The organism is Sinimarinibacterium arenosum (assembly GCF_005047655.1).
Lineage (GTDB): Bacteria > Pseudomonadota > Gammaproteobacteria > Nevskiales > Nevskiaceae > Solimonas.
On the sequence record NZ_SUKF01000007.1, the window covers coordinates 120,301 to 139,920 of the forward strand.

General features: G+C 62.8%; 15 protein-coding genes. 14 read left to right on the plus strand and 1 reads right to left on the minus strand.

The window, feature by feature from the left end; genetic code table 11:
• The first annotated feature begins 25 nt into the window (after positions 1-25).
• The 8 genes from E4T66_RS14840 (at position 26) to E4T66_RS14875 (ending at position 14,111) form a co-directional block, all read left to right on the plus strand.
• Entirely contained in the window at positions 26-481 is a 456-nt protein-coding gene (locus E4T66_RS14840; RefSeq protein ID WP_136849843.1) for a MaoC family dehydratase, read from the plus strand.
• 182 nt (positions 482-663) lie between these two features.
• A complete protein-coding gene (locus E4T66_RS14845; protein ID WP_136849844.1) occupies positions 664-1,869 on the plus strand; it encodes an acetyl-CoA C-acyltransferase in 1,206 nt (401 codons plus the stop codon).
• Positions 1,870-1,998: 129 nt separating this feature from the next.
• The gene (locus E4T66_RS14850) at positions 1,999-3,129 is read left to right on the plus strand and encodes a WD40/YVTN/BNR-like repeat-containing protein (RefSeq protein WP_136849845.1); all 1,131 of its coding nucleotides are present in this window, start codon (positions 1,999-2,001) and stop codon (positions 3,127-3,129) included.
• Entirely contained in the window at positions 3,126-5,711 is a 2,586-nt protein-coding gene (locus tag E4T66_RS14855) for an efflux RND transporter permease subunit (protein ID WP_136849846.1), read from the plus strand. The genes E4T66_RS14850 and E4T66_RS14855 overlap by 4 nt, the downstream gene beginning before the upstream one ends.
• A 139-nt stretch (positions 5,712-5,850) precedes the next feature.
• A complete protein-coding gene (locus E4T66_RS14860) occupies positions 5,851-7,938 on the plus strand; it encodes a cytochrome D1 domain-containing protein (RefSeq protein WP_136849847.1) in 2,088 nt (695 codons plus the stop codon).
• A gap of 160 nt (positions 7,939-8,098) precedes the next feature.
• The gene (locus E4T66_RS14865; RefSeq protein ID WP_169577646.1) at positions 8,099-10,126 is read left to right on the plus strand and encodes a TonB-dependent receptor domain-containing protein; all 2,028 of its coding nucleotides are present in this window, start codon (positions 8,099-8,101) and stop codon (positions 10,124-10,126) included.
• A gap of 223 nt (positions 10,127-10,349) precedes the next feature.
• Positions 10,350-11,450 (plus strand): amidohydrolase family protein, encoded by a 1,101-nt coding sequence (locus E4T66_RS14870; RefSeq protein ID WP_136849849.1) that lies wholly within the window; start codon positions 10,350-10,352, stop codon positions 11,448-11,450.
• Positions 11,451-11,555: 105 nt separating this feature from the next.
• A complete protein-coding gene (locus tag E4T66_RS14875) occupies positions 11,556-14,111 on the plus strand; it encodes a CaiB/BaiF CoA transferase family protein (protein ID WP_136849850.1) in 2,556 nt (851 codons plus the stop codon).
• A 321-nt stretch (positions 14,112-14,432) separates the two neighbouring features.
• Here E4T66_RS14875 and E4T66_RS14880 read toward each other — a convergent pair whose 3' ends face one another.
• Entirely contained in the window at positions 14,433-15,056 is a 624-nt protein-coding gene (locus E4T66_RS14880) for a glutathione S-transferase (protein ID WP_136849851.1), read from the minus strand.
• Between the two features lie 57 nt (positions 15,057-15,113).
• Between E4T66_RS14880 and E4T66_RS14885 the strand changes: the two genes are divergently transcribed.
• The 6 genes from E4T66_RS14885 to E4T66_RS14910 all read left to right on the plus strand — a co-directional run bounded on the left by E4T66_RS14885 (position 15,114) and on the right by E4T66_RS14910 (position 19,501).
• On the plus strand, positions 15,114-15,461 hold the full coding sequence (locus E4T66_RS14885) for a DUF1905 domain-containing protein (RefSeq protein ID WP_211242947.1): 348 nt from the start codon (positions 15,114-15,116) through the stop codon (positions 15,459-15,461).
• Between the two features lie 332 nt (positions 15,462-15,793).
• On the plus strand, positions 15,794-16,753 hold the full coding sequence (locus E4T66_RS14890) for an oxidoreductase (RefSeq protein WP_211242948.1): 960 nt from the start codon (positions 15,794-15,796) through the stop codon (positions 16,751-16,753).
• A 112-nt stretch (positions 16,754-16,865) separates the two neighbouring features.
• On the plus strand, positions 16,866-17,297 hold the full coding sequence (locus tag E4T66_RS14895) for a DUF6326 family protein (RefSeq protein ID WP_136849852.1): 432 nt from the start codon (positions 16,866-16,868) through the stop codon (positions 17,295-17,297).
• Positions 17,298-17,332: 35 nt separating this feature from the next.
• Positions 17,333-17,761, plus strand: coding sequence for an SDR family NAD(P)-dependent oxidoreductase (locus E4T66_RS14900; protein ID WP_136849853.1), 429 nt, complete (start codon positions 17,333-17,335; stop codon positions 17,759-17,761).
• 159 nt (positions 17,762-17,920) lie between these two features.
• Positions 17,921-18,385 (plus strand): hypothetical protein, encoded by a 465-nt coding sequence (locus E4T66_RS14905; RefSeq protein ID WP_136849854.1) that lies wholly within the window; start codon positions 17,921-17,923, stop codon positions 18,383-18,385.
• A 150-nt stretch (positions 18,386-18,535) separates the two neighbouring features.
• The gene (locus E4T66_RS14910; protein ID WP_136849855.1) at positions 18,536-19,501 is read left to right on the plus strand and encodes a hypothetical protein; all 966 of its coding nucleotides are present in this window, start codon (positions 18,536-18,538) and stop codon (positions 19,499-19,501) included.
• Positions 19,502-19,620 lie beyond the last annotated feature (119 nt).

Consider the following 19,620-nt stretch of genomic DNA (forward strand, 5'->3'; position numbering starts at 1 on the left):
ATTTCGCACTCTGCCGGAGCCTGACATGCCCACGACGTTCGATTCCGCCGACGCCATCCTGGCCGCCGTCGGCCAGCCGCTGGGCGAAAGCCAGTGGGTCACGATCACCCAGGAGCGCATCAACCAGTTCGCTGACGCCACCGATGACCATCAGTGGATTCATGTCGACGCCGAGCGTGCCAAGGACGGCCCTTTCGGCGCCTGCATCGCGCACGGCTACCTGACCCTGTCGCTGGCGTCGCGGTTTCTGCCGGAAATCGTCGATGTCAGGATGAAAATGGGCGTGAACTACGGCTGCGAGAAGGTGCGCTTCCCGGCGCCGGTGCCGGTCGGCAGCCGCATCCGCGGTCGCGGCGATCTGATCGCCGCGGAACGCACCAAGGACGGCGGTGTGCAGGCCACGATCCGCGTGACGGTGGAAATCGATGGCGGCGCCAAGCCGGCGTGCATTGCCGACACCATCAGCCGCTACTACTTTTGAATGAAGTGGGCCGGGCCAAGCTCGGCTAGCGTAGGCGTCTAGAATTCGCGCCATACGCATTCCCATGCTGGCAGACGCCATCAGCGGCAGGGTCTGAACCCCTCGGCCGTCGCATGCCTTGGTCGCGATGAATCTTTCGTCAGCGGCTCACAGGTCGGCGCAGGGGCCGAGAGGACAACAGCATGAATGAAGCAGTCATCGTATCGGTCGCACGGACCGGCATTGGCAAGGCATTTCGCGGCGCGTTCAACGATACCGAAGCGCCGGTGCTCGGCGGCCACGTGATCCGCGCGGCGGTCGAGCGCGCCGGGGTCGATCCGGCCGAGGTCGACGACGTCATCCTCGGCGCCGCAGCGCAGCAGGGCACGCAGGCCTACAACCTGGGCCGGCTCTGCGCCTATACCGCCGGCCTGCCGAACTCGGTGTCCGGCATGACGCTGGACCGCCAGTGCTCTTCGGGCCTGATGAGCATTGCCATCGCCGCCAAGAACATCATGGTCGGCGAGCAGGATGTGGTCGTCGCCGGTGGCCTGGAATCGATTTCGCTGGTGCAGAACAAGCACAAGAACAGCTATCGCGCGGTGTCGCAGGCAGCGATCGCAGCCGAGCCGACCGCCTACATCCCGATGATCGAAACTGCCGAGCTGGTGTCCCAGCGGTACGGCATTTCGCGCGCCGCGCAGGATGAATACTCGCTGCAGAGCCAGCAGCGCACCGCGGCGGCGCAGGCCGCCGGTGCCTTCAACGACGAAATCGCCCCGATCACGGTCGAACAGCAGCTGTTCGACAAGGAAGGCAATCCGACCGACCGCAAGACCGTCACGCTGGATCGTGACGAAGGCAATCGCCCGTCGACCACGCTGGAAAGCCTGGCGGCACTGAATCCGGTGTGGAAGAACGGCCAGTGGGTCAAGGAAGGCCAGTTCGTCACCGCCGGCAATGCCTCGCAGCTGTCGGACGGCGCCGCCGTGTCGGTGCTGATGAGCAAGGCCGAGGCGCAGCGTCGCGGCCTGAAGCCGCTGGGCACGTATCGCGGCGTTGCCGTCGCCGGCTGCAAGCCGGACGAAATGGGCATCGGTCCGGTGTTCGCGATTCCCAAGCTGCTCGCGCGTCACGGTCTCACCGTCGACGACATCGGTCTGTGGGAACTCAACGAAGCCTTCGCCTGCCAGGTGCTGTATTGCCGGGATCACCTGGGCATCGCCAACGACCGCCTGAACGTCAATGGCGGCGCCATCTCGATCGGCCACCCGTTCGGCATGTCCGGTGCGCGCATGGTCGGCCATGCCCTGATCGAAGGTCGTCGTCGCGGCGTGAAATATGCGGTGGTGACGATGTGCATCGGCGGCGGCATGGGTGCCGCGGGCCTGTTCGAAATCGGCGGCTGAGGCGATTTTGCGGCTTGCTGTGCCGATGGCTGCGGCTCACACTGCCGCCGCAGCCGGTCATCGGCGCATCAATACAAGAGCCGGGCTCCAAGACCCGGGCAATAACAGATAGAGGGCGAGGAGAGAGCGATGAACGACACCGGGTCGACATTCGTGCATAAACAGCGTGAGGCATCTACTGCGCCGGCCGCCAAAGCGGCAGGCAGCGTCTGGAGCAATGGCTGGCCGTCGCTGCTGATGGCGGCCGTCGTGATCGGCGCGGTGGTGTATTCATTCTCGCCACGGCCCGCGCCGAACTTCGCCCCGACGCAGATCTACCCGGACCGGATTCTGGTCAACGCGCTGGCGCAGCAGGGCAGTCGCATTCTGGCGGTCGGTGAGCAGGGTGACATTCTGCTAGCAAATTCTGCGGATGGTCCCTGGCGCAGCGCCACCAAGAAAACCGTACGCGGCTCGACGCTGACCCAGGCGGCATTCGTCGGTGACGGCATCGCCATCGCGGTGGGGCACGACGGCTGGATCCTGCGCAGCACCGATGCCGGTGAGACCTGGACCGAAGTGTCGTTCAATGATGAGGGGGGCGACCCGCTGCTGGGTCTCGCCGGTCCCTACAACGGCACCGTGTATGCCTTCGGCGCATTCGGTCTGATGATGAGCTCGACTGATCTGGGCCAGACCTGGCAGCGCACGACGCTCAACATCAACCTGCCGCAGAAAGAGGCCGTCGAGGCGGTGCCGACCGACGATGATCCGTTCGCGACCGGCGGCATGGCCGACGATCACGGCGACCGTCACCTGAATGCGATGACGCAGGCCAAGGACGGCACACTGGTGCTGGTCGGCGAGCGCGGCCTGATTCTGCGTTCCACCGATGCCGGCCAGAGCTGGACACCGGTGGATGACGTTTACGCCGGCTCGTTCTTCGGCATCGAGGCGTTGCCGAGCGGCACGCTGGTGGTCTACGGCATGCGCGGACACGTTTTCCGCAGCGAAGACCAGGGTCTGAGCTGGACCCAGAGTACCGATCCGCTGGCGACGTCGCTGTTCGGTGGCGCCGTGATTCCGGACGGCACGCTCGTGCTCGTGGGTGCCAGCAACACCGTGCTGGTCTCCAAGGATGACGGCCGCACGTTCACACAGTCCGCCGCCGACAACCGCAACGGGCTGACTGATTTGTTGCCGCTGCCCGAAGGCGGCTGGCTCACCGCCGGTGAAGGCGGATTGAAGATTCAACGCGCCATCGGGGGAGAGCGGTCATGACGCGCACGGAACAAGTCGTCGAGCGCTTTGCCGACTTTCTGATCGGGCGCCGCCGCATTCTGGCGGTGGTGTTTGCGCTGATCACCACGGCGCTGGGCGTCAGCGCCACGCGGGTACAGCTGGATCCGGGATTCCTGAAGTTGATCCCGATCGAGCACCCGTACATGAAGACCATGATGGAGTACATGCAGGACTTCTCCGGGGCCAACACGATCCTGGTGAACCTGCGCTGGAAGGGCGAAGGCGACATCTACAACAAGGAGTTCATGGAGGCGCTGCGCGAGACCACGGATGAAGTGTTCTTCATCCCCGGCATCAACCGCACGCGGGTGTCCTCGATCTTCACGCCAGACGTCTACTACATCGAGATCACCGAGTACGGCTTCAACGGCGAGCCGGTGGTGCCAGCACGCTACTCCGGCACGCCGGAGCAGATGGATACGGTACGCAAGAATGTCGGCCTGTCCGGCCAGATCGGCCAGCTGGTGGCCAACGATCTGAAGGGTGCAATGATCCGCGCCGACCTGCACGAGTACGATCCGGTCGCCGGCGTCAAGGTCGACTACTGGGCGGTGCAGAGCAAGCTCGAGGAAATTCGTCAGCGCTTCGAGAGCCAGCACAAATACATCTACCGCATGAAAGAGGATCGTCCGCCGTTCAAGAAGGGCGAGACGGTCTACGAGGGCTATGTCGACTACGGCAACATGCTGCGCATGCAGACGTTCAACGTCCTGCACGAGCAGGAGGGTGTAGAAGGCAAGCAGCCGTTCGCCGTGTCCGGCAGCGAGCTGAGCGTCGAGTCGGTCGACAACACCTCGTACAACCCGAATATCGAAGTCAACGTCATCGGCTTTGCCCGACTGCTGGGCGACGTCATCAAGGGTCTGCTCGGCGTCTTCATCTTCTTCGGCGTCGCGTTCCTGATCACCGTGGTGCTGCTGTTCTGGTACACGCGCTCGGTCAAGGTCACGCTGACCGCACTGGTCGTCGCAATGCTGCCGGTGCTGTGGCTGATCGGCGTGCTGCCGATGATCGGTTACGGCATCGATCCGATGTCGATCCTGGTGCCGTTCCTGATCTTCTCGATCGGCGTGTCGCACGCGGTGCAGATGACCAGCGCGTGGCGCATCGAGGTCATGGAAGGCGCGAACTCGGTCCAGGCCGCGCATGCCTCGTTCTGCAAGCTGTTCATCCCCGGTGCCGCCGGCCTGCTGACCGAAGCACTGGGCTTCGGCGTGATCATGCTGATCGACATCCCGATCGTGCATGAACTCGGCATCACTGCCTCGCTTGGCGTGCTGCTGATGATCATCACCAACAAGATGATCCTGCCGATCATCATGACCTACCTGACGCTCGAAGAGGCCGGGCTGAATCGTGCGCGTGCGCAGCGCACCGGCGATCGGCATCCGATGATCCGCATCATCGGTGCCTGCGCCGAGCCGCGTAACGCCGTCATCGTGTTTGTCGTCGGTCTGATCATGCTCGGGGTGACCACCTGGAAGTCGCGCGATCTGGTCATCGGCGACTCCGGGCAGGGCGTGCCGGAGCTGCGCGAGAACTCGCGCTACAACCAGGACAGCCGCATGATTGCCAGCAGCTACGACATCGGCGTCGATGTGCTGACGGTGATCGTCGAGGCCAAGGATTTCCAGGGCGACTCCTGCCTGCACTATGACGTGACCAACACCGTCGACCGCTTCGAGTCGTACATGCGCGGCGTTGAAGGCGTGCAGTCGGCCATCAGCGTCGGCAGCGTCGGCAAGCTGGTGATCTCGGCCTTCAACGAAGGCAATCCGCGCTGGCGTGCGTTGCCGCGCAGCGAAGTCGGCCTGTCCACCGGCTCCAAGGCGTTCGATCCGAAGCTGGGCCTGAACACCGAAAGCTGCCGCGCGATCCAGGTGCTGATCTTCACCAAGAACCACGAGGGCGAAACCGTTGCCCACATCGTGTCCGAGATCAAACGCTTCATCGCCGAAAACCCGGTCGAAGGCGTCAACCTGCGTCTGGCCAGCGGCAACGTCGGCGTGATGGCGGCGACCAACGAAGCCGTCGGCGAAGCCGAAGTGAAGATGCTGCTGGCGATCTTCGGTTCGCTGATCCTGTTCTGCTACGCCACGTTCCGCTCGTGGGTCGGCGTGATCTGCGTGATGGTGCCGCTGATCATGGTCACGGTGTTCTGCAACGCGCTGATGGCGACGTTCGGCATCGGTCTGAAGGTGGCGACGCTGCCGGTGATCGCGCTCGGGGTCGGTGTCGGCGTCGACTACGGTCTGTACCTGTTCGAGCGCATCCAGCACCACATGGACATCGAAGGCACCGACTTCCGTGAAGCCTTCGAGCGCGCGATGGTCGAACGCGGCAGCGCCGCGGTGTTCACCGCCATCACGATGTCGGTGGGCGTCGCAACCTGGATGTTCTCGGCGCTGAAGTTCCAGGCCGACATGGGCGTGATGCTGTCGTTCATGTTCCTGGTCAACATGCTCGCCGCGATCTGCATGCTGCCCGCACTGGGCGCGTGGTTCTACCGGAAGCGGGCGGTTGCAACAGCGGTACGCGCATCGTATCAGCTCGACGGATAGCCCTCAGCTCTTCGGCATGGGGCGCGCGCTCCGGTGTGCGGGGGGCAATCGGTTGATGCAGGTCAATGCTCCGCTTCGGGCGTGACGCTAGCGTTGAAATGGATGTCCCACGTTCATCAATGGATGTAAGGGGTGCGCCATGAAACATGCGTTCTTGTTCGGTGCGATTGTGTTGATCGGGTTCCCCGTTGCGTCCCAGGGAGCGGACAAAGCGCTACAGGTCCATCAGGCCGAGGTCGCCCCGGCGGGCGGGGGACTTTACGAAACCCATTGTGCCGCTTGTCACCAGAAGGAGGGGGTCGGCTTGGCAGGTGCATTTCCGCCGCTGGCCGGAAATGTGGAGCTGATGGGCGATCCGGCGCGGGCGCTGGAAACCGTTCTGCGGGGCAAGAGTGGGCCGTTGATGGTCAACGGTACCTCGTACAACGGCGTGATGCCGGCGATGGGGCATCTGTCGGACACAGAGCTCGCCCAGATCCTGAATTACGTATTCAGTGCTTGGGGGAATCCGGGCAAGGCGCACTTCACAGCGGAAAAAGTCGCCGACGGCCGTGCGCAGAGTGGCGCCGGTGACCGGGCGTCCGGCCAGCCGCATCCCGGCGCGTCGGCGGCAGAAATGGAGTACCAGTCGGCGCCTTCGACGGTTTCCGCAGCACGGCAGGTGCGTTCTCCCGGGGCACCCGCCATCAGCGAGGCGGAATTCGATCGCTCACAACAGGTCTACTTTGAGCGCTGTGCTGGTTGCCACGGCGTGCTGCGTAAAGGAGCGACCGGCAAGCCGCTGACGCCCGATATCACCTTGGACAAGGGCACCGAGTATCTGAAGGCGCTGATCAACTTCGGTTCGCCAGCCGGCATGCCGAACTGGGGGACGTCGGGAGAACTCAGTGCTGCCGACATCGACGCGATGGCACGATTTCTCCAGCATGAGCCGCCTGCGCCGCCGGAGTGGGGCATGGCCGAAATGAGGGAGACCTGGAAGGTGCTGATCCCCCCTGAAAAGCGGCCGAAGAAGAAACTCAACAAGATCAACACCGACAATATTTTTGCGGTGACGTTGCGCGATGCCGGCAAGGTCGCGTTGATTGACGGAGACACCAAGAAGCCTGTGGCGATCATCCCGACCGGTTACGCGGTGCACATTTCGCGCCTGTCGCATTCGGGGCGCTACGTCTACACCATCGGTCGCGACGGCCGCGTGGACCTGACCGATCTGTGGATGGACCCGCCGCAGCGCGTTGCCGAGATCAAGATCGGTCTCGAAGCCCGTTCGGTTGAGACGTCCAAGTACAAGGGCTACGAGGACAAGATCGCGATCGCCGGGGCGTACTGGCCGCCACAGTTCGTGTTGATGGATGGCGAAACGCTGGAACCCAGGAAGATAGTCTCGACCCGTGGGACCACTGTCGATACCCAAGAATACCATCCCGAGCCGCGCGTTGCGGCGATCGTGGCTTCGCTTGAGCACCCCGACTTCATCGTCAACATCAAGGAGCTGGGCAAGATATTGCTGGTGGATTACAGCGACCTGGATGCGCTGACGGTGACCACACTTGAGGCCGCGCGCTTTCTGCATGACGGCGGCTGGGACTCGACCAAGCGCTATTTCATGACCGCAGCGAATCAGTCCGACAAGATCGCCGTAGTTGATTCGCGCGAGCGCAAGCTGGCGGCCCTGGTGGATGTCGACCGAATCCCGCATCCGGGTCGCGGCGCCAATCTGGTCGACCCGGAATTCGGGCCGGTGTGGGTGACCAGCGCGTTGGGCAACGACAAAGTCACCTTCATCGGCACGGATCCCGAAAAGCATCCGCAGCAGGCCTGGAAGGTCGTGCGGGTGCTCAAGGGGCAGGGCGGTGGCTCGCTGTTCGTCAAGACGCATCCGAAGTCCCGCAACCTGTGGGTCGACTCGCCGCTCAACCCGGAGGAAAAAATCTCCCAGTCGGTTGCTGTGTTCGACATTGATCGTCTTGATGCCGGCTACACGGTGCTGCCGATCGCGGAGTGGGCCAATCTGGGGCCGGGCCCGAAGCGGGTTGTACAGCCGGAGTACGATGCCACCGGAACCGAGGTCTGGTTCTCGGTGTGGAGCGGCAAGGAGGAGGAGTCGTCGATTGTTGTCGTCGACGACAGGACCCGCACGCTCAAGAAGGTGATCAAGGGCAAGAACATCGTCACCCCAACTGGCAAGTTCAATGTCTACAACACCGTAAATGACGTTTACTGACCGGAGCCAGCGGCCGCCGGTTGCTTGCGTTGTCGCGGCATTGGCGGCCGCGTGGCTAGGGGGGGCTGCGTGCGAGGTCCATGCTGCGGATGATGGTGCACCGGCAGCCCTTGATCCGATCGTCGTCGTCGCCACACGTCACCCTGGCTCAGTCTGGGACGTGGCGGCATCGGTTTCGGTACTCAGCGCAGAAGCGGCGCAGTCCGAGCTGGCGGCGGACCTTCGCGACATGTTTCGCTACCAGCCGGCGATCCGAGTCGATGGAGGCGGTACACGATTCGGCGGCAGCGGCTTCCGCATCCGCGGCTTGGGCGACAACCGCGTGCTGACCCTCGTCGACGGTATCCCTGTTGCTGAACGATTCAGTGTTGGCTCGTATGCCGACAGCGGTCGCGACTACGCGGAACTTGGTCTGGTGCGTGAAGTGGAGGTGCTGCGGGGGCCTGCATCCAGTCTCTACGGGAGTCGCGCGCTTGGCGGTGTCGTGGCTATCGAGACGCTCGATCCAGAGGACCTGCTCGGAGCGTCCGGTCGCGGTGGGCGTGTGCTCGGCTTGTTTTCGGGCGATCGGGAGCAGCTCGGCGCCTCCGCGGTGCAGGCCTGGGGTTGGGCCGAAGGCACTGCGCTGCTGGCCTTGACCCGCCGGCAGGGGCACGAACTCGACGCCGCTGGCGCTGACACCGTCGATCCGCAGCGCTGGCACCGTGACGCGGTGTTGTTCAAGTCCCATTTGGTCGCAGGCGCCGGGACCCTGCGCCTGCTTGCCGACTACGGTCAGACCCGGCGTGATACCGAGGTGCAAACGCTCCTCGGCCAGGGACGATTCATCAATACCACGGCCTTGGCTGCGGACGATGCGCAGGACGCCTGGCGCGTCGGCGCAGAGTTCGAGCAGTCCATGCCGCCCGGGCGCCGTCGCGTGCTGTGGCGTGCCTATGCAACACGGTCCTGGCTGACCCAGGGCACGGACGAGTATCGACAGCGGGCCGATCCGCCGGTGCGTCAGCAGCGGGTCTTCGAGTTCAGCCAGCGCGTGGCCGGGTTTGGGGTTGATGTGCGCCAGCCACTGAACTGGCATGGATGGACGCAGACGTTGGGCTATGGCATTGAGGGTGCGGCCGGGATTCTGCAGGAGGGTCGCGACGCGCTGCAGACCGATCTCGAGGACGGCAGCCAGACGACGGTGATCCTCGGCGAGTCCTTTCCACGTCGTGATTTCCCCGGTACCGACACACTCGATCTGGGGAGCTACGCCACCGCCGAGGTGAGCGCCCCAGGCTCGGCGTTCACCTTCCTGCCGGGGGTGCGCTATGACTACTACCAGCTCAATGCGCATTCCGATCCGCGATTCGAGAACGGCTCACCGAATGTGGGCGTCACTGATCTGAGCAACGATGCGTGGACGCCGCGTCTCGGCCTGCTCTACCGGCTGACGGCGGACCTGCGTGGCTTTGCGCAGTACACGCAAGGTTTCCGCGCGCCGCCAGCATTTGATGTCAATCTCGGCCTCGATCTGCCCACTGTGAACGCCCGTGCGCTGCCGAATCCCGATCTTGACCCCGAGTACAGTTCCGCCCTCGAGCTTGGCCTGCGCCATCGCAGCGGACATGCCCAGATCGAACTGAGCGTGTTCGAGACGCACTACCGCGATTTCATCCTCAGCAACAGTTTCATCGGCGTCGATCCGGATACGGGCACCCGCCTGTTTCAGTCCCGCAACGTCGAGCGCGCCTGGATTCACGGGATCGAACTGAACTGGCGGCAGCATCTGGAGGTTTTCGGCGCTCCCGGCTGGAGCGCCGAACTTGCCGGAGCATGGCTGCGTGGCGAGAACCGTGATACCGACCAGCCACTTCCGGCTGTCGAGCCTGCGAAGCTGGTGTTTGGGGTCGACCATCGCACTCTGCGCAGCGTCTTGCGACTGCGCTTGGTCGCAGTGGACCGCCGTGACGGTGGCGATGACGCTGGTACACCGCAGTTCCAGGCGCCAGGCTATGCCGTGGTCGACATCACCGGCGAGTACTTTCCGGTTCCGCGCGTGGCGCTGCGCGCCGGCCTGTTCAACGCGTTCGATCGGCAGTTCTGGGAATGGGGCGACGTCTATGGGCGCGCTGCCGGCGATCCGCAGATCGCAGCGCTTGCCCATGCCGGACGTTACGTCAGTTTCGGCGCACAGTTCACGTTCTGAAGCCGCCCGCCTGACCTGAGGTCAGGCGCTGTCTCCAACGGGGTTATGCAGCCCTGCTGCATTTCGCGAAACCCGTTCACAAACTCACCCGTTTGAGGCAAGCGGCCGTTCTGAGGCTGCGGGTATGGTCGACGCAGATGCCAGTAGAAGCGGCGTTTCGGCGGGGATTGCGATTTGCCGGAACTGAGCGTGACGCTGGGTGAACGCGATTGGAGGATGTGCAATGACGGAGTTGGCCCAGGAAAAGCTGGTATCGGTGGATTCCCACGTGCACTTCACCGATGAGTGGGTGAAGGAGCGTCTGCGCAAGGAATTGCATGCGGTCTGGGATGACGCCAACAAGCAGGCCGAGGAGTACGCGGCCAAGGTGCTGCGCGGCGGACAGCCGAACCTGGAGCTGGAAGACTTCGTCGATCCGGAAGCGTCCAAGGACCCCGGCCACTTCAACCCGGAAGGCAAGCTCAAAGCGATGGACCTGGACGGCGTCTACGCCGAGGTGATCTTCCCCGAACTCGCCGGCGCCAAGATCGCCAATCCGCATCTGATGGGCGACAACTGGAAGGAAGTGTTCCAGGGCTACAACAACGCGATGGCGGACTTCGCTGCCTACGATCCGGTGCGTCTGATGACGGCGTACCAGCTGCCCTTGTATGACATCGACTTCGCGATCAAGGAAGTCGAGCGTCTGGCCCGCGACAAGAAGGCGCGCTGCGTGCAGCTGACGCCGTTTCCGTCCGACCTCGGCCTGCCGGACTTCTACGACAAGCGCTACGCGCCGCTGTGGTCGCTGATCGAGGAATCGGGCCTGACGATCCTCAATCACCTCGACCTGCACAAGAACCTGTGGGACGTGTTCCGTCGCGACCCGACGCCGCAGAAGGGCATCTTCACCGGCCTCGCCTGGGCGCCGCTGGCCGAAACCATCTGCATGTGGATCCTCACCGGCACGCTGGAAAAGTATCCGAAGATGAAGGTGCTGTTCGTCGAGCCGGGCCTGGGCTGGCTGCCGTGGTTCTTCGAGACGCTGCTCGATCCGCGCATGCACCAGCACTACGAGTTCCCCGGCGTGAAGCGTCCGCCGTCGGAGACCTTCAAGGCTCAGTGCGGGGCCACCTTCATGTACGAGCCTTCGGGCCTGAAGGCCGCGTACAACTACTTCGGCCCGGACTGCCTGTACTGGTCCACCGACTTCCCGCATCCCGCAACGTGCTGGCCGAACTCGCGTTCGCAGGTGGTCAGCCAGTTCAAGGAAGCCGGCATTCCGGAGGCGGATCGCGTCAAGATCACCTCCGGCAACGCGCTGAAGACCTTCGGGCTGGGCTGAAGCGGGCGGTCGAAAACACCGGCGGTGCCGTCCGAACGGACGGCGCCGCCTTCGCGTCTGTGGCGGCAAGATGAATCTGAAACTGAAGAAACCGAAGGTGCGACGATGGCAGGAGTTCTGAAGAATCTGAAAGTGCTGGATCTGAGCTGGGGTATCGCCGGTCCGATGACCGCGATGCTGCTCGGCGACAACGGCGCTCAGGTCACCAAGATTGAGCCGCCCGGCGGCGACCCGTTCCGCGGTCAGCTCGGCTACAAGGTCTGGCAGCGCGGCAAGCGCAGCGCCGTTCTCGACCTCAAGAACGCGGACGACAAGAAGGCCTTCCTCGCGCTGGCGAGCCAGGCCGACGTGCTGGTCGAGTCCTATGCGCCGGGCACGGCCGAGAAACTCGGCATCGACTTCAAGACCCTGTCCGCGCTGAACCCACGCCTGATCTACTGCTCGATCACCGGCTACGGCCGTGACACCGCCCTGTCCAACCGCCCGGCGTACGACGCGCTGGTACAGGCCCGCACCGGCCTGATGTTCGAACAGCGCGGCTGGGCCGAAGGCGCGCTCAACCACATGAACGGCCTGCCGGATCCGTTCCCCGATCTCGAAATCCCGTCGGACTGGGTGCAGGGCGCCGACCGCGAAGGTCCGCTGTTCGTCGCCTCGTACTGGCCCAGCCTCGGTGCGTTCTTCAACGCCAGCCTCGGCATCAGCGCCGCGCTGCGCGCGCGTGAGATCACCGGCAAGGGCCAGTGGGTCGAGACCTCGCTGCTGCAGGGCGCGATGGCCGGCGCCGCCGGTGTCTGGCAGCGCGCCGAGAAGCCGGACGCACCGGGCTTCGATACCTGGATTCTCAACAGCCGTTCGCCCAAGGGTCACTTCCAGGCCAAGGACGGCAAGTGGCTGCACAACTGGGTGCCGAACCCGCGCTTCATCCTGCAGGCCGCGCAGGGCGACACCCTAAACGCTACGCCGGACCTCACCGTGCAGAACGATCCGGACCGCTTCGGCACCGGGCCGGAAGAAATCCTGGTGATGTCGCACTACCAGCCGATCATGGCCGAGGCCGTTGCCAAGTTCCCGGTCGCTGACTGGGTCGAGGCCGCCGCCACTGCCGAGATGACGATGCAGCCGGTGCGCAGCATCGAGGAATCGCTGGCCGATCCCGCGTTCCTCGAAGACGGTTGCGCCACCGAGACGCAGGACCCCGAGCTGGGCACGATCCGCACCGTCGGCAACGCGTTCAACATGAGCCTGACGCAGGGCAAGCCCGGCGCGCCGCCGGTGGCGCCCGGTGCCAACACCGATGAAGTGAAGGCAGAAGCCGCGCAGATCATCGCCGAGGCCAAGGCCGCCACCGCTGCCGCGAAGAAGGGTGATCTCAAGGCCCCGCTCGAAGGCATCACCGTGCTGGATCTGGGTCTGGCCATCGCCGGCCCGTTCGGCACGCAGCTGCTCAGCGACCTCGGCGCCACCGTCATCAAGATCAACGGTCTGTATGACCTGTTCTGGCACCGCGTGCACATCGCCTACATGGCCAACCGCGGCAAGAAGAGCATCACGCTGAATCTGAAAGATCCGCGTGCGATGAAGATCCTGCTCGATCTGGTCAAGCAGGCCGACGTCGTGCAGCACAACATGCGCTACGACGCCGCCGAGCGCCTGAAGATCGACTACGAGTCGCTCAAGCAGATCAAGCCGGACCTGATCTACTGCCACACCCGCGGCTTCGAACGCGGCAAGCGCGCCAGCCTGCCCGGCAACGACCAGACCGGCGCCTGCCTGTCCGGCATCCAGTTCGAGGACGGCGGCATGGGTCGCGAAGGCAGCAATGGCGAAGTCGGCCGTCCGCTGTGGAGCTTCACCAGCTTCGGCGATACCGGCAACGGCTTCCTCTCTGCTGTCGCCATCTGCAACGCGATCTACCATCGCGACCGCACCGGTGAAGGCCAGTTCGTCGACACCTCCATCATCAACGCCGCGCTGCTCAACACCAGCTACGCCGTTGCCACGCCCAAGGGCGAAGGCTTCGCGCGTCCGCGCATCGGTGGCGATCAGGTCGGCTACTCCGCCGGTCATCGCATCTACCCGACCAAGGACGGCTGGTTGTGCATCGTCGTCGTGAACCAGAACCATTGGGATGAACTGTTCGCCGTGCTGCGTGCGCCGCGTCTGACCATCGACGAGCACTTCGCCACGCACGAAGCGCGTGAGGCCAACGACAAGCAGCTGACCGCCTTCATCGCCGGCCGCATGCAGGCGCACACCGCCGCCGAGTGGTTCGCAGAACTCGACGCCGCCGGCGTGCCGTGTGAAATCGTCGATCCGGAGTTCTCGCGCAAGCTGCACGACAACCCCGAGTTCCAGCAGCGCAAGTGGGTCGTGTCCTACCCGCACCCGGTCGTCGGCAAGCTGGACCAGATCGGTCTGCTGGTGAGCCTGTCGGATACCCCCGGCGTGATCCAGGGCCGTCCGCTGCTGGTTGGCGAACACACCAAGGAAATCATGGCGTCGATGGGCTACTCCGAAGACGACATGAAGACGATGGAAGAACAGTTCGCCATCGGCTTCCCCGGCATGCCGCGCATGCCACCGCGTCCGACCGCCGCCAAGGCCGAAGCGCCGAAGCAGGGCATGGCCGGCATGCTGGCGCAGGAGTCGAAGAAGTAAGACCTTGAGCCGCGTAGAGGGCCCCGGCAACGCCGGGGGTTCCTCGCGTCACGATGGGCCGGCTTCTTCATCAGTATTCAAAGCCCCGCAGTCATGCGGGGCTTTTTGTGTGCCTGCCCGAATGTCCGTCCCCGACCGTCATTCCGGACTACCGCAGGCAGAACCCGGAATCCAGGCTCAATCGGAGCCGCTGACCGGTTTCACGGAGCAGAGGTTCTCCAACGCGAGAACATCTGCCTCGAGTTGTTCTCGTATGGAAGTACATCGCCGCACGCTGTCATGGGTGGGCTGAGCGCCGACGAAACCCATCGAGCCGTCGGCCTATGCCTTCTTCCGTCCAGCGTAGTACGCCGCGATCTGCGGCTGCGCCGCGAGTCGCTCCGCGTGCGTGACCAGCCGCGGCGCCACCCGGTCCACCAGATCTTTCGGAATGTCGTCGAGCATGCCGGACCGCAGCCAGCGCACCAGCATCCAGACCTTCAGATCGCCCACCGTCAGGCGTCGGTCGGCGAAGTACTCACCGCCGGCGGCCTCGAGCCGCGCCTGGAATTGCTCCAGGTAGTGCGGGAGCGGTCCTGCGGTCAGCGCTTCGCGTGCCTTCTTCTTCGCTTCGGCATCGAGGCCTATCGTGCTGCCGATCTGGAAATCCATGTCCTCGACGGCGTCCATGACCTCGTCGCAGAGCAGGGCCTGCAGGTTGTCTTGCGGATACAGCCCCGCCAGCTTGCCGACGTAGCGGTTGATGCTGTTGGACTGGGCGACGAGGCGACCGTCCACCTCGAGCACCGGCAATGCGCGGAACGGCATGCCGTCGCGCATCGCCTGCCATTCCTTGAATAAAACGCGCCGATCCTCGAACGGCACTCCGCCGATGTGCAGCGCCAGGCGCGCGGGCTCGCCGCGGCCGCCGTCAAAATCGAAATACGTGAGCGTCAGTGCGGGCACGGCGATCTCCCTGTTTGATGCGGTGAGTGTACGCTGAGCGCCGTGAAGAAGAAGCCGGTGACATTCGAAGACCGCTGGTCGCCCCTGCTGCCCGCCGACGACCCGCCGGCTGGCCGCGACTACACGGTCCGAAGCCGGGTCTGGCGCTACAAGGGTGCCGCTGCCTGGTACTTCGCCAACCTGTCGGGGGAGCAATCCGCCGACATCAAATCGCGTTACGGCGTCACCGCAAAAGGCTGGGGCTCGATCCGCGTGCGCGTACGCATCGGCAAGACCGAGTGGAGCACCTCGCTATTCCCCGACAAGAAATCCGGGACCTACCTGTTCGCGATCAAGGCCGACGTACGCAAGGCCGAGAACCTGTCGGACGGTGACAGCATTACCGCGCGGGTCAGCGTCGTATAAGTCGAGCGCAGGGTGGGGAACTCGTGGTCTGTTCCGAATGGCGCTCCCGCCAGCGTGGTCTTGCCGCATTGACGTGGCCCCGGTGAGCACGACCCCGCGGCTGCGCTTCAGGGCTGCAGCGATCTCTTCCAGCAGTGCCTTGCGGACAATCAATTCCGCGTGACCATCACCATGAAAATCCGCCATCCAATGGAGGTTATTCATGGTGATATTCAACGAATAGATCGCGGTCTTACTTTTGGGGCGGTTGAAGACGCTCGTGCATATCGTCCTTCTGAACGGTGTCACCGCAACATCTGCATGCCATTGTCCCGGGCAACTGGAAAAAATGGATGGGGGAACAAATGGCGGACTGGAGCGAGCAGAACATTCCGGATCAGACCGGCAAGCGGGCGTTGATCACCGGCGCTGCCAGCGGCATCGGCTTCGAGGCCGCACGTGCGCTGGCGCAGCATGGCGCGACGGTGTTGATCGCGGATCGCAACGAAGCCGCCGGTCACACAGCGGTGGAACGCATCCGCGCCCTGCGCGCGGACGCGCAGGTGGAGTTCCTGCCGCTGGACCTGAGCAATCTGCAAGGCGTGAAGGACTTCGCCAAGGCTCTGCTGGCGCGTGGCGAGCCACTGGACATCCTGATCAACAACGCCGGCATCCAGCCGATCACCGAACGGCGCACCAGTGCGGACGGATTCGAGCTGACCTTCGGCATCGGTCATCTGGGCCACTTCGCGCTGACAGGCTTACTGTTGCCGCTGCTGCACGCCGCGCCCGCGCCGCGCGTCGTCACCATCTCCAGCATCGTCCACGGTCAGGGCTACTTTGATTGGGACGATCTGCAGATGGAACGCGGCTACTCCTCTCAGCGGCCGTACAACCAGACCAAGCTCGCGAACCTGCTGTTCGCACGCGAACTGCAACGTCGCATCGAGCAGGCCGGCAGCAAGCTCAAGAGCATCGCCGTGCATCCGGGCGTCGCCCGCACCTCCATTGGTGCCAACCGCAAGCAGCTCGGCCCATACCATCTGGTCGATCACCTGATCACGATGATCCTCGGTCTGGTCATGCCGCTGCTGGGTCAGCCCGCCGCCGCTGGCGCCTTGCCGACGCTGTACGGTGCAACCTCAGAAGACGCGCAGGGCGGCGGCTTCTACGGCCCCAGCGGTTTCGGTGAGATGAAGGGTCCGCCGAAGGCGGCGAAGATCAAACCGGCTGGCAACGACATGGACGCGGCGCAACGGTTATGGGCGGTCTCGGAGCAGCTGACAGGCGTGGTGTATCGGATTTCGCACTGACCTCAACTTGCCCAAACGAGCAGGTAGTTTTTTGATTGCCACTGAGGCACCCTTTCCGACATCGGCATAAATCTAGTTGGGCTTTCAGTCAGCCATCACCGGAAACTGCGATATGAGCTCGCTCGCGCTCGTTGATACAAGAGTACCTGTTCGTTTGAAGCTGTCGGCCCTGTGGGCGGCGCTGATGTTTTGTTACATCTACGGCGACTACTTCGGGCTGTATGTTCCCGGCAAGCTCCAAGGAATGTTGGATGGACACGGTCCAATTGGAGCAGTGAGCCAAAGTAGCTTGGTGGCTACTTCGATCTTGCTGGCGATACCGGGCCTCATGGTGTTCCTGTCTCTCGTGCTGCCAGCAACGCTCTGCCGCTGGGGCAATGTCGCGTTGGGTGCCTTCTACATTGCGGTCATGCTAATGACGATGCCAGGTGCATGGTCGTTCTACGTCTTGCTGGGAGTCGTCGAGATTCTCCTAGGGGCTGGAACTATCTGGTATGCCTGGACGTGGCCAAAGCAAGCCGCGAACGGTGCCGGTGAGCACTAACCAGCTTACAGGGACTCCTCCCACACGAAAGAAAAATGGGGTCAGACCCCATTTCTTCCACGAACCTGCTGTTCGCACGCGAACTGCAACGCCGCATCGAGCAGGTCGGCAGCAAGCTCCAGAGCATCGCCGTGCATCCCGGCGTCGCCCGCACCTCCATTGGTGCCAACCGCAAGCAGCTCGGCCAATACCATCTCGGCGATCACCTGATCACGATGATCCTCGGTCTGGTCATGCCGCTGCTGGGCCAGCCCGCTGCGGCGGGTGCCTTGCCCACTATGTATGGCGCAACCTCGGAAGACGCGCAGGGCGGCGGCTTCTACGGCCCGAGCGGTTTCGGTGAAATGAAAGGGCCGCCGAGGGCGGCCCGGATCAAGCCGGCCGGCAACGACATCGACGCGGCGCAGCGGCTGTGGACAATTTCGGAGAAGCTGACCGGAGTGCAGTATCGGATTTCAGCCTGACCCAAGGGTTGTTTGGCATCTCATTCGGGAACATTCATCCAGCATAAATCGGACTTCCGCTGCTAAGACCCTGTCCAAACGGGCAGGTAGTTTTTTTATCACCGCCGAGGCACCCTCCCTGACATTGGTATAAATCTAGTTAGCCATCAGGAAATGATCGTGCCCTCCGAATGCGTGCTTTCCCTAGGAGCATCTGATGTCATTGCGGTCTTGGCCGCACTAGTGGCCGGGCTATCCGCTTTATATGCAAGGTGGGCTGCCGAGGAGGCAAAGCGCGCCAATGAGCTAGCGCTATTGGCTCGCAGAAAAGCTATCTACGATGCATTCTATGAGTTGAAAATGCATATGGAGCAGCGAGGGTTTCGTCCAGACATGGAGCAAGTATCCAAGTTTTATTACCCATCAAGAGATGCTGCCTTCTATGTCAAAGAGTCCTTGTCTAGTGAAATAGCAAAGTACTATGAGCTTTGTTTCAAAGTCGCTGATCTGGCAAGGCTCGGAAACGGCCTTTACCCAAACGAAAGCGAAGAAGTAAAAGACGCTTTTAAACAGGCGCGAGAGATCTCAGAAGAAATAGACAGTGCCTTGAAAGCAGTGGTCAAAAAATATGCCGCAAATGGCTAACAATTCCGTCGAGAGGGACCGCCCACAAGCTGCGCTTGTGGGTTCCCTTCGCGGCTTCGCCACTACGGCGGCCCCTCACGTCAAACGTTGGGCGTCATAAGCGCAATCTGAACGACACCACAAGCAGAATCGGGAGCAAATGGGGGAATTATGAAAAAGCAAATGGTAGTACTCGCACTCTGCATGACAGCCCTGCTCGGTGCGTGTACTCGGTCACTCAGCCCGGAAGAGCAGGCGCGAGTTGAAGCATTGAGGACTGAACTTGAGGCAACCAAGAGGGAGGTTGCTGGCGCTGAAGCGCAGAACGCCCAGTACAGCGGTGGCCTCGTCAAGGCCCTGCTCTCCGTGCGTCTAGAACTTCTAAAAACAAACGAAGCTCTCATTGAACAACGTATTCACGCCATCGAATCCGGCGCAAAAGTAACTATCGAGACGGTTGCCACTAATCCTGATGTGGCGCGCGCGAATCAGTTGCAAGACGATATTGCAAAACAAGAGGCGAAAGTCACGGAGGCCGATGCGAAGGCAAGCCTTTATTCAGGAGGCCTGGTCGGTGCGATGGCGGTAATGGGGGCCGCCACGGAGCGGAACACTCTGGCGATGCTCAGGCAACAATATCTGGTAGCAAAATACGGACTCGCATACCCCAAACAAGGGGCTGTTCTGTCGGTCGCCTCGCCTCCGAGCGTCGCGGCGGATGAGACTGCCGGCGGAGTCGACGCCACCGCGACCTCCGAGGACGCGGATCGGCAAGTTCGCGAGCAAATTCTGGAGGCCGCCCTTCTGCGGAAACAGTATGCAAAGCAGGACTATCAAGACTATGTGTTTTTCGACATAACCTTCAACGCGAAGGGCCTAGACAAGCCGGCTAGAGCGATTAAAGGCGTGCTTACATTTATGGACTTATTCAATGAGCCAAAATTCGCGCTCAAATGGACAATCGACAAGCCGATTTCTCCAGGAGCGAGCTACACAGAGAGGGGATCCGGCTTTGAATACAATCAGTTCAAGGACGACCACCAGTGGGTGCGGAACACGGAAAAGGACAACATGAAAATAAAGTTTCGTGTCGACAGCATCCTGTACCAAGACGGAACGACACGCACATTCGATTAATTGCCGTGCAATCCGAGGGAGAAAAGGGGTCAGACCCCTTTTCCGTGCAAACGGGCAGGTAGTTCTTTTATCACCGCTGAGGCACCCTCCCCGAAATCGGTATAAATCTAGTTATGCGG

What these genes read in the sequence shown, in the direction of transcription:
- E4T66_RS14840 (WP_136849843.1), top strand. Translation starts at nt 26, where the DNA reads ATGCCCACGACGTTCGATTCCGCCGACGCCATCCTGGCCGCCGTCGGC.
- E4T66_RS14845 (WP_136849844.1), top strand. Translation starts at nt 664, where the DNA reads ATGAATGAAGCAGTCATCGTATCGGTCGCACGGACCGGCATTGGCAAG.
- E4T66_RS14850 (WP_136849845.1), top strand. Translation starts at nt 1,999, where the DNA reads ATGAACGACACCGGGTCGACATTCGTGCATAAACAGCGTGAGGCATCT.
- E4T66_RS14855 (WP_136849846.1), top strand. Translation starts at nt 3,126, where the DNA reads ATGACGCGCACGGAACAAGTCGTCGAGCGCTTTGCCGACTTTCTGATC.
- E4T66_RS14860 (WP_136849847.1), top strand. Translation starts at nt 5,851, where the DNA reads ATGAAACATGCGTTCTTGTTCGGTGCGATTGTGTTGATCGGGTTCCCC.
- E4T66_RS14870 (WP_136849849.1), top strand. Translation starts at nt 10,350, where the DNA reads ATGACGGAGTTGGCCCAGGAAAAGCTGGTATCGGTGGATTCCCACGTG.
- E4T66_RS14875 (WP_136849850.1), top strand. Translation starts at nt 11,556, where the DNA reads ATGGCAGGAGTTCTGAAGAATCTGAAAGTGCTGGATCTGAGCTGGGGT.
- E4T66_RS14890 (WP_211242948.1), top strand. Translation starts at nt 15,794, where the DNA reads ATGGGGGAACAAATGGCGGACTGGAGCGAGCAGAACATTCCGGATCAG.
- E4T66_RS14895 (WP_136849852.1), top strand. Translation starts at nt 16,866, where the DNA reads ATGAGCTCGCTCGCGCTCGTTGATACAAGAGTACCTGTTCGTTTGAAG.
- E4T66_RS14900 (WP_136849853.1), top strand. Translation starts at nt 17,333, where the DNA reads ATGGGGTCAGACCCCATTTCTTCCACGAACCTGCTGTTCGCACGCGAA.
- E4T66_RS14910 (WP_136849855.1), top strand. Translation starts at nt 18,536, where the DNA reads ATGAAAAAGCAAATGGTAGTACTCGCACTCTGCATGACAGCCCTGCTC.